Source organism: Streptomyces sp. NPDC058086, assembly GCF_042885015.1.
Classification (GTDB): domain Bacteria; phylum Actinomycetota; class Actinomycetes; order Streptomycetales; family Streptomycetaceae; genus Streptomyces.
In genome coordinates this window covers 158,912-172,447 of sequence record NZ_JBHVST010000005.1, presented here as the reverse complement: position 1 = coordinate 172,447, position 13,536 = coordinate 158,912, and the positions used below count along the sequence as shown (strand labels likewise).

13 protein-coding genes are annotated in these 13,536 nt (G+C 72.9%); 8 read left to right on the top strand and 5 right to left on the bottom strand.

The features are described 5' to 3' along the window. Positions 1-14: 14 nt before the first annotated feature. Both ACFVWD_RS05995 and ACFVWD_RS05990 read right to left on the bottom strand, forming a co-directional pair. On the bottom strand, positions 15-767 hold the full coding sequence (locus tag ACFVWD_RS05995) for a GNAT family N-acetyltransferase (protein ID WP_389594168.1): 753 nt from the start codon (positions 765-767) through the stop codon (positions 15-17). After that, positions 764-1,684, bottom strand: coding sequence for an NADP-dependent oxidoreductase (locus ACFVWD_RS05990; protein WP_389594167.1), 921 nt, complete (start codon positions 1,682-1,684; stop codon positions 764-766). Before ACFVWD_RS05990 ends, ACFVWD_RS05995 begins: the two co-directional genes overlap by 4 nt. Before the next feature lie 243 nt (positions 1,685-1,927). Here ACFVWD_RS05990 and ACFVWD_RS05985 point away from each other — a divergent pair, with 243 nt between their 5' ends. Next, complete coding sequence (locus ACFVWD_RS05985; protein WP_389594166.1) at positions 1,928-2,533, top strand: sulfite oxidase-like oxidoreductase; 606 nt, start codon at positions 1,928-1,930, stop codon at positions 2,531-2,533. Positions 2,534-2,537: 4 nt separating this feature from the next. Beyond that, complete coding sequence (locus ACFVWD_RS05980; RefSeq protein WP_389594235.1) at positions 2,538-3,293, top strand: ferredoxin reductase; 756 nt, start codon at positions 2,538-2,540, stop codon at positions 3,291-3,293. Positions 3,294-3,349: 56 nt separating this feature from the next. Here the strand turns inward: ACFVWD_RS05980 and ACFVWD_RS05975 are convergent, their stop codons facing one another. Continuing rightward, positions 3,350-4,165, bottom strand: coding sequence for a universal stress protein (locus ACFVWD_RS05975; protein WP_389594165.1), 816 nt, complete (start codon positions 4,163-4,165; stop codon positions 3,350-3,352). A 245-nt stretch (positions 4,166-4,410) separates the two neighbouring features. Here ACFVWD_RS05975 and ACFVWD_RS05970 point away from each other — a divergent pair, with 245 nt between their 5' ends. The 3 genes from ACFVWD_RS05970 (at position 4,411) to ACFVWD_RS05960 (ending at position 8,387) form a co-directional block, all read left to right on the top strand. Next, positions 4,411-4,995, top strand: coding sequence for a hypothetical protein (locus tag ACFVWD_RS05970; protein ID WP_389594164.1), 585 nt, complete (start codon positions 4,411-4,413; stop codon positions 4,993-4,995). A gap of 142 nt (positions 4,996-5,137) precedes the next feature. Continuing rightward, complete coding sequence (locus ACFVWD_RS05965; protein ID WP_389594163.1) at positions 5,138-7,039, top strand: helix-turn-helix domain-containing protein; 1,902 nt, start codon at positions 5,138-5,140, stop codon at positions 7,037-7,039. Positions 7,040-7,421: 382 nt separating this feature from the next. Continuing rightward, positions 7,422-8,387: an acetylxylan esterase gene (locus tag ACFVWD_RS05960; protein ID WP_389594162.1), complete on the top strand. Its 966-nt coding sequence runs from the start codon at positions 7,422-7,424 to the stop codon at positions 8,385-8,387. Between the two features lie 28 nt (positions 8,388-8,415). On the opposite strand, the gene ACFVWD_RS05955 is transcribed toward ACFVWD_RS05960, so the two are convergent. Then, positions 8,416-9,465, bottom strand: coding sequence for a phosphatidylinositol-specific phospholipase C domain-containing protein (locus ACFVWD_RS05955; protein ID WP_389594161.1), 1,050 nt, complete (start codon positions 9,463-9,465; stop codon positions 8,416-8,418). 197 nt (positions 9,466-9,662) lie between these two features. Here ACFVWD_RS05955 and ACFVWD_RS05950 point away from each other — a divergent pair, with 197 nt between their 5' ends. The 3 genes from ACFVWD_RS05950 to ACFVWD_RS05940 all read left to right on the top strand — a co-directional run bounded on the left by ACFVWD_RS05950 (position 9,663) and on the right by ACFVWD_RS05940 (position 12,649). Continuing rightward, a complete protein-coding gene (locus ACFVWD_RS05950) occupies positions 9,663-10,829 on the top strand; it encodes a serine hydrolase domain-containing protein (RefSeq protein WP_389594160.1) in 1,167 nt (388 codons plus the stop codon). A 180-nt stretch (positions 10,830-11,009) separates the two neighbouring features. Further along, positions 11,010-11,750, top strand: a complete 741-nt coding sequence (locus ACFVWD_RS05945; protein WP_101407439.1) for a GntR family transcriptional regulator — start codon at positions 11,010-11,012, stop codon at positions 11,748-11,750. Positions 11,751-11,815: 65 nt separating this feature from the next. Next, the gene (locus ACFVWD_RS05940; RefSeq protein WP_389594234.1) at positions 11,816-12,649 is read left to right on the top strand and encodes an alpha/beta hydrolase; all 834 of its coding nucleotides are present in this window, start codon (positions 11,816-11,818) and stop codon (positions 12,647-12,649) included. A gap of 19 nt (positions 12,650-12,668) precedes the next feature. On the opposite strand, the gene ACFVWD_RS05935 is transcribed toward ACFVWD_RS05940, so the two are convergent. Next, positions 12,669-13,511, bottom strand: a complete 843-nt coding sequence (locus ACFVWD_RS05935) for a class I SAM-dependent methyltransferase (RefSeq protein WP_389594159.1) — start codon at positions 13,509-13,511, stop codon at positions 12,669-12,671. Between the last annotated feature and the right edge of the window lie 25 nt (positions 13,512-13,536).

Below are 13,536 nucleotides of genomic sequence, written 5' to 3'. Positions count from 1 at the left end.
GCCTTCGGGAGCCGTCAGCGGACCCCCACGGCCTGGCCGTCCGTCAGGTGCTCCGGAACCCGTGCCGCCATGAACCTGGTGCTGCGGCGCAGCTTGAAGCCCAGGGACTCGTAGAGCCGGATGGCGTTGGTGTTGCTCGCGGCGGTGTGCAGGAAGGGGGTCTCGCCGCGTTCACGGATGCCGTGCGCCACGGCCAGGATCAGGCGGGAGGCGAGCCCCTCGCCGCGGAAGTCCGGGTCGGTGCAGACCGCGCTGATCTCGGTCCAGCCCGGCGGGTGCAGCCGCTCCCCCGCCATGGCGATCAGCGCGCCGCCGCGCCGGATGCCGAGATAGGTGCCGAGCTCGACGGTGCGCGGCAGAAAGGGGCCGGGCCTGGTGCGCTCCACCAGATCCAGCATCTCGGGTACGTCGGCGAGGCCGAGCCGCACCGCTTCGGCGTCCGGCGCCGCGGCGAGTCCGTCGTCGACGAGCTGGACGCCGTCCAGGCTGAAGGTCACCTCCCAGCCTTCCGGGGTCGGCCCGTTGAAGCCGGCCAGCGGGGCCTCGCCGCCGGGGCCGACGAGGGCGGCAAGGTCCGCCCAGTCGTCGTCGGTCGGGTGGTCGGGCAGGGCCAGCCAAGGCGACACGTCCACGGGATAGCGCAGGACGCTGCCCCGGCGCTCGGCGAAGTGGGCGTGCGGGCCGGTCAGCGAGGCGAGGGCGGGGTTGTCCAGCGGGTGCGCGGCGCCGGCCGGCGGACGGGGGCTCGTGATGCGACGGTCGCTCATCGGGCGACCTCGATCACGATCTTGCCGCGGGTGTGGCCGTCCTCGACCGTGCGCAGCGCCTCGGCGGCCCGGTCGAGGGGGAAGGTCCGCGTCACGAAGGGCCTCAGCCGACCGTCGACCACCAGGCGCGCCACCTCGTCGAGGACGGCGGCGGTGCGGGCGCGTTCGACGGGTCCGCCCCCGAGCCGGGCGGCCGTCTCCCGGTCGGCACCGGTGATCAGCTTCGTACGGTCGTCCAGCAAGGTCGCCGCGGCTTCCAGCACCTCGCCCCCGACCAGGTCGAAGACGGCGTCCACGCCGTCCGGCGCGACGGCCCGCACCCGCTCGGCCAGATCCGACCCCGACGGGACGTGTACGGCCCCGAGCTCCTCGACGAGGTCCTTCTTGCCCTCGCTCGCGACGCCGACCACGGTGAGCCCGAGGGCGCGCGCGATCTGCGTGGCCGCGACACCGACGCCACCGCCCGCACCCGTGATCAGCACGGTGGCGCCTGAGGGCAGGCCGAGCTGGTGGATCCCGTCGTACGCGGTCGCCGCGGCGATGGGCAGGGCCGCCGCGTCCGTGAAGGAGAGGGCGGCGGGCTTGTGGGCGGTGACCGCGGTCGGCAGCAGGGCGTACTCGGCGTATCCGCCGGCCACCGGGTTGCCGAAGACCTCGTCCCCCACGGTGAACCCGCTCACGTCGGGACCGAGCTCCTCGACGACGCCCGCGACCTCGTTGCCGAGGACGGCGGGGAGCTCGCGTGCCCCGGCGCCGGGGCGGGCGTATCCGGTCCGCTGCTTCCAGTCGACGGGGTTCACGCCCGCCGCGCGGACCGCCACGAGTACCTGGCCGGGGCCCGGGCTCGGCCGGTCCTGCTCCACCAGGGCCTCGGTCTCCGGTCCGCCGTACCGGGTGAAGACGTACGCCTTGGGCATCTGCTTCCTCACTCTCCTCCGCCGTCACCACCACGGGCGGCACTATCGGCAAGGAAGATCACGGCGCGGCTATTCCCGGGTCCCGGGAGAGTTCATACGGCCGCAATGATCGGGACCGCGCCCGGGCCCGGAGCACGGCCCGCGGTCACGTACGGTTGAACCGCCACGTACGGTTGACTGCGTACGCACCGATCACGCTCGGCCGCGGGCCGCCGCACCCGACGGCCTGGAGGCACCACCGCCATGAACGTCACCCGAGCCTTCACCGGGCGTCCCCGCGTCGACAACGCCGGACTGCCGCCCGGCCAGTACGACGCGGGCGACGACTGGCCCGTCCTGTCCGCCGAGGTCACCCCCGACCTGGCAGCCGCCGACTGGACCTTCCGGGTCGACGGCCTGGTGGCCGAGCCACGTACCTGGACCTGGGAGCAGGCGCACGCGCTGCCCGCCTCGGCGTACGAGGGCGACATCCACTGTGTGACGAGCTGGTCGAAGTTCGGGGTGCGCTTCGGGGGTGTCTCCCTGGACGCGTTCCTGGACACCGTGCGCCCGGACGCGTCCGCCACCCACGTGGTCGCCTACTCGCACACCGGGTACACCACGAACCTCCCGCTCGCCGACATCACCGGCGGTCGTGCCTGGATCGTCTGGGAGTACGACGGGAGGCCGCTGCCCGCCGAACACGGCGGCCCGGCGCGGCTGATCGTGCCACACCTGTACTTCTGGAAGAGCGCCAAGTGGATCGCGGGCCTCAGGCTCCTGGACCACGACGAGCCGGGCTTCTGGGAGCAGAACGGCTACCACGCACGCGGCAACCCCTGGGAAGAGCAGCGCTACTCCGGTGACTGAGACGATGACGGACACGTTCGTACCCCCCACCCGGTTCGCCGTGCCCGGGCGGATCGCGGTGAGCAACCGGGCCGCCGCCACCTGGCAGACCGCCACGCTCACCGAGATCCGCCGGGAGACGCCGGGCGCCGCCACGTTCCGCTTCGCGGTGCCGGAGTGGGCGGGGCATCTGCCCGGGCAGCACCTGATGCTGCGGCTGACCGCCCAGGACGGTTATGTGGCGCAGCGTCACTACTCCCTCGCGTCGCCGCCCGAAGACACCGGACACATCGAACTCACCCTCGACCACGTCGAGGGCGGCGAGGTCTCCGGCTGGTTCCACACGGTGGCGAAACCCGGTGACTCGGTCGAGGTGCGCGGCCCGCTCAGCGGGTTCTTCGCCTGGCCCGGCGACCGGCCCGCGCTGCTCGTCGGAGCGGGCTCCGGTGTCGTACCGCTGATGTCGATGCTCCGCCACCACCGCGCCCGCGCGCTGGACGTGCCGCTGCGGCTGCTCGTCTCCGCGCGCGGCCCCGAAGAACTCATCTACGCGCGGGAGTACGGCGCCGAGACCACGCCCGTCTTCACGCGCACCGCCCCCGAGGGGGTGGCCGTGGGACGGCTCGCGGCGGCACATCTGGCGCCGCTGCTGGCCGAGCGGCCGCCCGGTGGGTGGGAGGCCTATGTGTGCGGCTCCAACGGGTTCGCGGAGCACGCCTCGCGGCTGCTTGTGGAGGCCGGGCAGCCGGTGGACCGCATTCGTATCGAACGCTTCGGCTGAGACGTCCCCATCCGTCGGACCCGGTCGGCTGAGACATCCTCACCCGTCGAGCCCGGTCAGTCGTGCGGAACGACCGCCACCGGGCAGCCGGCGTGCCGGATCAGCGACCGCGCGGCGCGGCCCGGGCCCCGGCCCGTGCGGCGCCCGACGACCAGCAGACCGGCCCGCGCGGACGCCTCCAGCAGACGGGGGCCGGGATCGCCGCCCACGCGGTGCTCGCTGACCGTGGTCCCGGGGAACCTGTGGCGCCACGGCCGCAGCGTGCTGGTCGGCACGGCCCACGGGTGCACCACGTGCAGCGGCGCCGCGCGGACGGCGGCCGTGTAGAAGGCGTAGCCGATCAGATCGTCGGCCGAGGCGTCCGGATCGAGTCCGAGGACGACCGGCAGGTAGGGCGCCGTAGTCGGCGATGAGCCGTCGGCGACGGGCATCCGTTCGTCCTCGGGGAGTTCGCCCGCGCGCACCAGCACGACCGGGCGGTCGGCGCGGGCCGCGACGCCGAGGGCGACCGAGCCGACCGGGAACCCCGCGCTCCCCGTACGGCCGCGCGAGCCGAGGACCAGCGTCTCCGCCTCGACGGCCGCGGCCAGCAGCGCCGGGACCGGCGGTGTCGCGGTGCGGCGGGCGATGATGTCCAAGGCCGGGTGGGCGTAGGAGAGTTCGATGGCGGCCCGGTCGAGTGCGGCGCGGGTGCGCCCGGCGGGAACGTCGACGTCGCGGACGCGGCCGAAGACGGCCGGTTCGGTCCCCGCGTGCAGCAGCCGCAGGGGGAGTCGGCGGCGCTGCGCCTCGCGGGCGGCCCAGTCGGCCGCGTCCAGGCTGGGCCGCGAGCCGTCGATGCCCACGGTGATCGTGCGCGTGCCGGTGCTCATGGCTCCTGCCTTCCTTGGGGGTACGACCTCGGGCAACTGCCGTTCGTGCGGGGGTCGGTTACGCGCCAGTGCGCGTCGAGTGCTGCTGGATGGGCACAGGTCATGGTGGCTCCTGTTCGCTGCGCGGAGTGGTTCGCGGGTTCCACAGAAGGCACGGATCAGTCACGCCGGGTGAGCCGAATCGTCCGGGTACGGGGGTCCGTTCGGCCCTCCGCGGGCAAGGCCGTGGAGGCGAGGAGGTGAAGATGCGTACCCGGGTACCCGGTTGGCGCTGGCGCCGCAATCCGCTGCGCCGCCGCTCGGACGTCGTTGAGGCGTGGACGGTACTGGCCGTCGCCGCGCTGTTGTTCGTCGGTGCGCCACTGGCCGGAGCCGCTGTGGGGTGGTGGCGGTACGACAGCGCGCAGGCACGGGCGGCGGCGCAGCGGGCCGAGCGGCACCGGGTCAGCGCCGTACTCGTCGAGACCGCGCCCGCGGCCGTGCCCTCGCCGCAGGGTGCCAGGCTGCCCACCTTCCGGGTGAAGGTGCGCTGGACCGAGCCGGGCATGGGGCCGCGGACCGGCGAGGCCCTGGTCCCCGCGGGCGGGCAGCGGGGCGACCGCGTCGCCGTCTGGCTCGATGCGCGCGGCCGCAACGTCGGTCCGCCGGTGAGCGCCGGCGCGGTCTGGCAACACGCGCTGACGACGGGCGTGTCGACCGCCGCGGGGGTCGTGGCCGTCGTACTCGCCTGGCATTTCGCCGTACGGCGGATCGCCGCGCGTCGCCGGCTGGCCGAGTGGGAGCGGGACTGGGCGTGTACGGGGCCCAAGTGGCGACGGCACACGGCGTGATGGCGGGGGTGCCACCCGTCTTGATGGCGGAGGGGTACCAGCCGTCCTGCGTCTTTTTCGCGCACCCCGTACTGCGGTCCGGCGGTGGACGCGCCTACGGTGTCGACAGCGGCCGGTGCGCCATCGACACGGGAAGGACGCCATGCCCACGCTGATCAACCTGTGCGAGGAGCCCGACTTCTGTCTTCGGTTCGTCAACGGGGGCCCGATGGCCGACCGCGCGGTCGATTCCGTACGCGCCCTGTCACTGGCCGCGACCGCGGGCGGCTCGCTGGGTGACCTGAGGGACGCGCTGGTGGTGATCGGTGACTTCTGGGCTTCCGGGCGCACGTCCGTGCACGAGGGGGTCGAGCCGTTGCTGCGTGAGCTGTCGCGGCAGCGGGCCGCCGGACTCGCCGTGGTGGTCGGGCAGCACGGCGCGCAGTCCGTTCCGGTGGTGATCCGCAGCTCGGCCGTCCGCCTCGGCGTACCGCTGCTGACCACGACGAAGGAGCTGCGCGACTGGCACGAACTGATCCCGCGGCTGCGCGAGTACCGCTACCAGCAGGCCGAATGGCACGCCGATCAGCTCACCGCGCTGCTGAACCGGCTTCCGGACCGGCTCGCCGACGCGAACCGGGACCCGGATGCGGACACGGACGCGGACACGGAGGCGATGCAACGGATCGCGGACTGGCTGGCGGCCGCCGTGGACGCCGATGTGGTGATCAGTGATCCCCTGCGCGGTGTACTGGCCGCGGCGCCCGACATCCGCACTCGGCGGACCCCTCGCATCGCCTCCCCCCGGACGCGGACGGAGTCGCTCCCTCTGAGCGCCGCCGGTTCCGGCGCGGTGCTGTCGGTGACCGCCCGCCGTCCGCTCGACGACGTGCGCACCGAGTTGCTGGGGCACGCGGCGAAGGCGCTGGGTCTCATCGACCGGACTCGGTTGCGGGACCAACTGGCGGAGACCCGGCGTGAGGTGCAGCTGAGCGTCCTGCAACTGCTGATGGTGGGTGAGGAAGTGGCGGCCCAGCGCGTGCTGGCCGGCCTCGCACCGGGGCTGCTGGCGACCGAGTCGGTGCGTGTCCATGTGATCGACTGCGCGCGGGAGGACCGTGAGGTGGCCCTCCGGCGGGCGGAGGACGCGCTCGCCGGACGCGCGCTGCTGGCGCGGTGCCCGGTGTTCAATCACCTGATCGTGGTCGATCCGCTCCAGACGGACGAGGACGCTCCGGGCGGTGTGTGGCACACGCTGGAGGCGGTCGTCGCCGCACTGCCCGGGCACTGCATGGGCGGCAGCCGGGTGTACGCGCTGAGCAGTGTGGCGGACGCCTACACGCAGGCGGCCGGAACCCTCGCGACGGCGCGCCGGTTGCCCGGCCGGGTCGCGCTCGCCGAACAGCGTGCCGACCTGATGGACGTCCTGCCGCCGGCCGCGGCCCGGCGGTGGGCGGGCACACTGCTGCGCCCGGTGCTCACCCTGCCGGCCGGGCAGCGCGAACAGCTCGTACGGACACTGGAGTTGGGGCTCGAGTTCCCGCACACGGCCGTCGGCCGGCTGCTCGGCATCCACCGCAACACGGTGACGCACCGCATCAGCAAGGGCTTCGGTCTGCTCGGCCTCGACCGCGGCCAGGTCCTGAACCGGGTGGTGGTCTCGACGGCGCTCCAGGTCGTCGTGAAGTACGGTCATGACGCGCACTCGGCGGACCCGGCGGCGGACTTCACCGCGATGGTGTCCGCTCCGGAGGTCCGCGCCTGGGCCGACTCGTTCCTCGAGCCGCTGCGGGCCGACCGCCGTGATCTGCTGCGCACGCTCCGGGTCTGGCTGGAGAACGACACCCACACCGGGCGGACGGCCGCCGCGCTGGACCTGGCGCCGGTGACGGTCCGCAGTCACCTGCGGGCCGCCGCGCCGCTGATCCAGCGCGACCTGCCGGCGGGCCCGGACGAGACGGAGGCGCTCGACGGGAACGAGCACGAGCAGGCGCTCAGCGGCGTACGCCCGTTGGCGTTCGCGCTGCACGCCGGCACCGGCCGCCCCTTCCTGCCATCCGCCTGAGCCCGCCTCTCACCGGCGGCGGACTGTGCACCGGTGAGGGGGTGCGCCCGCCCTCTTGTGCACCGCAACGGCCCCCGTCCGCCCCGGCGGCGCGTCCGACGGCGCGACTGTGCACGCGTGACGTGGCACGGCGGGACAGCGCTTCCTAACGTGGCGCTCGCCCGCCCGACGCCGCGTCGGAGCCGGCGCGAAGGAGGCCGCCGTGAACGCCAACCGCTGGTCGCGCAAGAGTGAGGACGACCGGGCCGGGCGCCGTGACTGCGGTTGGTCCGTGGCCCGGGCCCACGGCCCCGGTGCCTGACCGAAGGGAGGTCTGGCGGCCCTCCGGCGTCACACGTACGGTGTGATCATCCGCACCCGTGACGTCAAAAGGTGGTCCTTCATGGCCCAGTTCGACCTCCCCCTCGACGAACTTCGCGAATACCGCAGCGCGTCCGCCGAGCCCGAGGACTTCGACACCTTCTGGGCCAAGACCCTGCAAGAGGCGCGCGAGCACGACCTCGACGCCCGCTTCGAACCCGTCGAGACGCCGCTCAAGACGGTCAAGGTGTACGACGTGACGTTCGCCGGGTTCGGCGGGCACCCGGTCAAGGGCTGGCTCACGCTGCCCGCCTGGGCGAACTCCCCCCTGCCCACGGTCGTCGAGTTCGTCGGATACGGCGGCGGTCGCGGCCTCTCGCACACGCATCTGCTGTGGGCCTCGGCGGGCTTCGCGCACTTCGTGATGGACACCCGTGGCCAGGGCAGCGCCTGGGGCGGCGGCGAGACCCCGGACCCGGTGGGCAGCGCGCCCGCGTACCCCGGCTACATGACCCGTGGCATCGACGCCCCCGAGAACTACTACTACCGCCGGGTGTTCACGGACGGTGTGCGCGCGGTGGAGGCGGCCCGCTCGCATCCGCTGGTCGACGCGGAGCGCGTGGCGGCCGTCGGTGGCAGTCAGGGCGGCGGGATCACCATCGCGGTGGGCGGTCTGGTCCCCGACCTGGCCGCGATCGCGCCCGACGTACCGTTCCTGTGCGACTTCCCGCGTGCGACGACGCTGACGGACCGGCACCCGTACCGGGAGATCGGCAACTACCTCAAGACCCACCGCGGCCGTACCGAGGACGTCCTGCGCACGCTGTCCTACTTCGACGGGGTGCACTTCGCGGCGCGCGGGCGGGCGCCGGCCCTCTTCTCGGTCGCGCTGGAGGACCAGACCTGCCCGCCCTCCACGATCTTCGGGGCCTTCAACGCCTGGGACCACGAGGACAAGAAGATCGAGGTCTACGACTTCAACGACCACGAGGGCGGCGGCCCCTACCAGGAGGCGGCCAAGCTTGCCTGGCTGCCCGCGTACCTCTGACGCGCCGTGGAGAGGTGACGGCCGGTGCTCAGCCCGCCGTCCCGCGCGGTACGACCGTCGACAGGACCGCGGGCAGGGGGTACCAGTCCGCCGAGACCACGCTGGCGTGCTGTCGGGCGAGGAGGGCGACGCGGTCGAGGGCCTGGGCCTGGGTGGGGTTGGTGGCGTCGATGGCCGGGGGCACGTTCTGGCCGTCGGTCATGACGACGAGGTAGTGGCGGTCGTCGTACCAGGCGGTGTCGATGGTGCCGTTCGCGTAGGTGGCGGCGTCGCCGTCGAAGATCACGAACCAGGGGCGGATGGTCGGGTCCGTGTAGCGGGTGCGCGGGTCGCCCGTGGCCGCGTTGTGCACGGCGGGGAAGGCGGCCGCCTCGCGCAGGCGCCCGGCCGCGGCGAGGTCGCGGAGGTACGTGGCGTACTCGCGGTCGGTCCAGAGCGAGTCGAGGGGGTTGCTCTCCTCGACGGTGCCGGGGATCAGCTCGACCATGAACTTGCCCGCGAGGGCCGAGCGGGCGGGCCAGCCGTCGGCGCGTACGGCCGAGTCGAGGTCGCCGTGGGAGCCGACGACGTCGGCGGGGCGCAGCAGGGCGTCGCCGAGCTTCGCTGTGAGCAGGGCGTCCAGCTGGGCGGGGCCGCGGCCGTGGTTGGCCTGGAAGCCGTCCTTCATCTCGATCTTCAGCTGGATCGGCCGGTGGCCCGGGTGTGCGTCGTGCCAGGACTTGATGTCGGAGAGGCAGCCGGCGAGGTCGCGGTTGCGGGACTTGGTGCGCAGTTCGGAGGCGTTCGCCGCGTTCTCGCAGTTGTTGTCGTTGCCGATCGGATTGCTGTGCGAGACGCGCCAGGAGGCGCCGAACACATTGGTCCACACGTCGAGTTCGAGCATTCCGGCGCCGGAGTCCAGCGCGTCGGCGAAGTACGTGTACTTGGCCTTGTCGTAGGAGTTGTGGACGCCGACCGAGGTGCTGGCGGAGTACGAGAGGTCTGCGGCGGTGGCGCCGGGGGCCGTGGTCAGGGCGAGGGCTCCCGCCGTCGCCACCGCGATCCCGGTACGCGTCAACACCCTCACATGTCTGTGCATGTTCCCCCTGCCTCCTGTGTCTCGGTGGTCAACCGACGTGCAGCGTAGGGGTGTTGGGTGACATTCGGAAGATGCCGCGGTGAAGGGACGACGGGCGACGCGACACGTACGGAAGACGGATGCCGTCACATCGCTTCCCTCCAGTCCGACCAGTCGGTACGTTCGGGGCCGGAGTCCCGATGGATGACGGAGGTCCCATGACCCAGCCCACGCCGCGTGTTCACGGCCATTGCGACGCCCGCTTCGCGGCGGTGCGCACCGCGTTCGAGGAGAACTTCCAGGGCCGCGACGAGCTCGGCGCGGCCGTGACCGTCACGCTCGACGGCGAGACGGTGGTCGACCTGTGGGGCGGTTGGGCCGACGCAGCGCGTACCCGGCCCTGGGAGCGCGACACGCTGGTCAACGTCTGGTCGACGTCCAAGGGGCCGACCTCGCTGTGCGCGCACATCCTGGCCGATCGCGGGCTGCTCGACTTCGACGCCCCGGTGGCCGCGTACTGGCCGGAGTTCGCGGCGGCGGGCAAGGAGTCCGTGCTCGTACGGCATCTGCTGTCGCACCGCGCGGGGCTGGCCGGGCTGCGCGAGCCGCACGATCTGGCCCAGCTCTGCGACTGGGAGCTGACCGTCGAGCGGCTGGCGGCTCAGGAACCCTGGTGGGAGCCGGGGACCCGGTCCGGGTATCACGCGCTCACCTTCGGCCACCTGGTGGGAGAGGTGGTGCGTCGCGTCTCCGGGCTGCGGCCTGGCGCGTTCCTTGAGCGGGAGGTGACCGGGCCGCTCGGAGTCGACTTCACCATCGGGCTGCCGGAGAAGGAGGCCGACCGCGCGGCCGAGCTGGTGCATCCGCCGGTCGCGTCGAGCAGTGAACAGGCGGCGATCTTCGCCCAGTTGGCGCCCGCGGCCGTGGCCGCCCTCACCAACCCGCTGGTCGGCGCCACCGAGGCCAACACGGCCGGGTGGCGGGCTGCCGAGATACCGGCGGCCAACGGCCACGGCACGGCCCGCGCGGTCGCGGCGCTGTACGGGATCTTCGCCGGGCGCGGGGCGTACGGCTCCCGGCAGGTGCTCTCCCCGGAGGCCGCGGAACGGGTGCGCGAGGGGCAGGGCAGCTGCCGGGACCTGGTGCTCGGCGCCGGGTTCGAGCACGAGACGGAAGCCGGCCTCGGGCTGTGGCTGAGTGGACCCAATGGCTCGTACGGCCCCAACCCGAGGGCTTTCGGACACGACGGCTTCGGCGGCTCCTGCGGTCTCGCCGACCCGGAGTCGGGCCTCTCCCTGGGGTACGTCATGAACCGGATGGGCCCCCACATCGCCGACGACCCAAGGAAGATGGCGCTTGTGGACGCCCTGTACAGCGCGCTCTGAGCGCGCCCGCGACGCCCGGTGGGTGCGGGCTGAAACCGGCCGAACCGTCCGACCGCTCTTCCCTCGTGGTTTAGACCAATGCTAGATCTGGTGGCACACAGAGCCCGCACGGCTACGTCTTGTCACCACGATCAGCACGATCACCCCGCTCACCACGGTCACCTCGCAGGAGGCGCGGACATGGCCCGCACCACCAGTCCATCCAGCACCCACCCGTCCGACCAGGAGCCCCGTTACGCGCGCATCGCCGCACAACTGCTCGGCGAGCTGCGCGACGGGACCGTTCCGCCCGGTGAACGACTCCCGGGGGAAAGGGAGTTGGCCACGCGCTTCGGCGTCAGCCGCGAGACGGTACGGCAGGCGCTGCAGCGGCTGCGGCGAGACGGCCTCGTCTCCACCGACCGGCGCGGCAGCCACGCGACCCTGACCGGCACCACCGCCGAGCACATCCCCTCGCTCGACTTCCCCGTCGGCGCGCACACCGCCGAGCCGTGCGCCGTCCACCGCGCCAGCGTCACCTGGGAGGCTCCCCCGCCCGAACACGCCGAGGCACTGGGGCTCGCGCCGGCCCGGCCGACCCTCGTCCATCGCTACGAGTCGGCCGCGGCGGACGGCAGCGGACTGCGTACGGCCGTCACCTCGTTCTCCGCCGTCGCCGTGACCGAGGTCGAGGAACTCGCCCGCTACCGCGACCGCGCGGACGGCGCCGCGTCGGCGCAGCTGCGGCGGGCGTACGACTGGATGCGCAAGGCCGGACTGACCCTGCACCACCGGGACGCGATCACCCGGCTCCCGCAGTCGGTGCGGGTCACCCGGCGCGTGCACGACCAGTACGACCGGCCCCTGGAGATCACCGAACTGGTGGTGGAGGCGCAACAGGACGCCCTCGTCTACGAGTTCACACTGCCGGCGGCGGGGTGAAACCGGTCCGAGGACGCAGTCACATGACAGATCCCGCCGGCGCCGTACGCGACTGGCTTCGAGACATGACCACCGACGACGCACAGCAGATCGAGCGAGCCAATGCCACGGGCCGCGTCCCGGTCGTCTTCGTCCACGGCCTGTGGCTGCTGCCGAGCAGCTGGGACCGGTGGGCCGCGCACTTCGAGCAGGCGGGCTACGCGCCGGTCTCCCTGACCTGGCCCGACGACCCCGACACGGTCGAGGAGGCCAACACCCACCCGGAGGTCTTCGCCGGCAAGACGGTCGGGCAGGTCGCCGACCACCTGGAGACACTGATCGGCGGCCTGGAGAAGAAGCCGGCGGTCATCGGCCATTCCTTCGGCGGACTGCTCACCCAGATCCTCGCCGGCCGGGGCCGGTCCGCCGTCTCGGTGGCGATCGACCCGGCACCGTTCCGGGGCGTGCTGCCGCTGCCGATCTCGTCGCTGCGCTCCGCCGCGCCGGTCCTGGGCAACCCGGCCAACCGGCACCGGGCCGTCCCGCTCACCTTCGACCAATTTCGCTATGGCTTCGCCAACGCGGTGAGCGAGGAGGAGGCCAAGGAGCTGTACGGCACGTTCGCCGTACCCGCGCCGGGCGCCCCGCTCTTCCAGGCCGCCACGGCGAACTTCAACCCGTGGACCGAGGCCAAGGTCGACGCCGAGAACCCCGACCGTGGCCCGCTGCTGATCATCTCGGGCGAGAAGGACCACACCGTGCCGTGGGCGATCGCGAACGCCTCGTACAAGAAGCAGCAGCACAACCCGGGCGTCACCGAGATCACGGAGATCCCGAACCGTGGCCACGCGCTGACCATCGACCACGGCTGGCAGGAGGTCGCCGACACCGCGCTGGAGTTCGTCCGCCGCTTCGCCTGACCTCCCAGGACAGCGCGGGTCAGCCGGAACCGGAAGCGGCATCCGAAGCGGCGGAGGAGGCGCCGCCGATTCGGGTGGCCACCACCATCCGGCATCGCGGACTGCCGTCACGCCGCCAGCCGAACTCGGGCAGCGCCAGGAGCTCCACCTCGAACCCCGCCCGCCTCAGCTCCCGCTGTACGTCGCCGAGCCGGAACGCCCGGTAGTACATGACGAACGGCGGCCGCCAGACGGCGTTGCGCACCCGCATCGCGGCGTCGAAGCCCAACAGAGCCCAGTACCAGGGCGAACTCGGACGCGGCGGGGCCGTGACCGGGAACGCGAAGTGCCCGCCCGGTCGCAGTACGGAGTGGACCTGGCCGAACAGACCCGGCAGCTCGCGCGGCAGGAAGTGCCCGAACGCGCCGAAGCTGACGACGAGATCGAAGACGGGGCCGAAGGGCAGAGCGCGCGCGTCACCCCGTACCCATGCGAGGCGCGGCGACGTCCCCCGACGCACGCCCTCGTACGATCCGGGGCGCGCGACCCCCGGCGCGTCCGCATCCGTACGCTTCAGTTTCCCCGTACCCGCCCGCTCCCGCCCCACGGCCAGCATCCCCGCGCTGATGTCGACCCCGGTGACCCTCTCCCGGCAGAGTTCGCTCAGCACCTCCATGCCCGCGCCCGTGCCGCAGCACAGGTCGAGACCGTGGTCGAACGGGCCGATGGGGCCCAGTGCACGGGCCACGGCGTCGAGGATCGCGTCCGGAGTCCGGAACGGCGTGTGGTCGAACTTGGGTGCGAGCAGGTCATAGCCGTGCTCGACGGAGGACAGGGCCTGCGCGGCCAGTTCGCGGAGGGTGGGACCTTGCGGGGTGAACATCGCCCTCAGCTTAGGGGCAGCGCGC

What these genes read in the sequence shown, in the direction of transcription:
- ACFVWD_RS05995 (WP_389594168.1), bottom strand. Translation starts at nt 767, where the DNA reads ATGAGCGACCGTCGCATCACGAGCCCCCGTCCGCCGGCCGGCGCCGCG.
- ACFVWD_RS05975 (WP_389594165.1), bottom strand. Translation starts at nt 4,165, where the DNA reads ATGAGCACCGGCACGCGCACGATCACCGTGGGCATCGACGGCTCGCGG.
- ACFVWD_RS05940 (WP_389594234.1), top strand. Translation starts at nt 11,816, where the DNA reads ATGACCACCGACGACGCACAGCAGATCGAGCGAGCCAATGCCACGGGC.
- ACFVWD_RS05970 (WP_389594164.1), top strand. Translation starts at nt 4,411, where the DNA reads ATGCGTACCCGGGTACCCGGTTGGCGCTGGCGCCGCAATCCGCTGCGC.
- ACFVWD_RS05935 (WP_389594159.1), bottom strand. Translation starts at nt 13,511, where the DNA reads ATGTTCACCCCGCAAGGTCCCACCCTCCGCGAACTGGCCGCGCAGGCC.
- ACFVWD_RS05990 (WP_389594167.1), bottom strand. Translation starts at nt 1,684, where the DNA reads ATGCCCAAGGCGTACGTCTTCACCCGGTACGGCGGACCGGAGACCGAG.
- ACFVWD_RS05950 (WP_389594160.1), top strand. Translation starts at nt 9,663, where the DNA reads ATGACCCAGCCCACGCCGCGTGTTCACGGCCATTGCGACGCCCGCTTC.
- ACFVWD_RS05965 (WP_389594163.1), top strand. Translation starts at nt 5,138, where the DNA reads ATGCCCACGCTGATCAACCTGTGCGAGGAGCCCGACTTCTGTCTTCGG.
- ACFVWD_RS05985 (WP_389594166.1), top strand. Translation starts at nt 1,928, where the DNA reads ATGAACGTCACCCGAGCCTTCACCGGGCGTCCCCGCGTCGACAACGCC.
- ACFVWD_RS05960 (WP_389594162.1), top strand. Translation starts at nt 7,422, where the DNA reads ATGGCCCAGTTCGACCTCCCCCTCGACGAACTTCGCGAATACCGCAGC.
- ACFVWD_RS05955 (WP_389594161.1), bottom strand. Translation starts at nt 9,465, where the DNA reads ATGCACAGACATGTGAGGGTGTTGACGCGTACCGGGATCGCGGTGGCG.
- ACFVWD_RS05945 (WP_101407439.1), top strand. Translation starts at nt 11,010, where the DNA reads ATGGCCCGCACCACCAGTCCATCCAGCACCCACCCGTCCGACCAGGAG.
- ACFVWD_RS05980 (WP_389594235.1), top strand. Translation starts at nt 2,538, where the DNA reads ATGACGGACACGTTCGTACCCCCCACCCGGTTCGCCGTGCCCGGGCGG.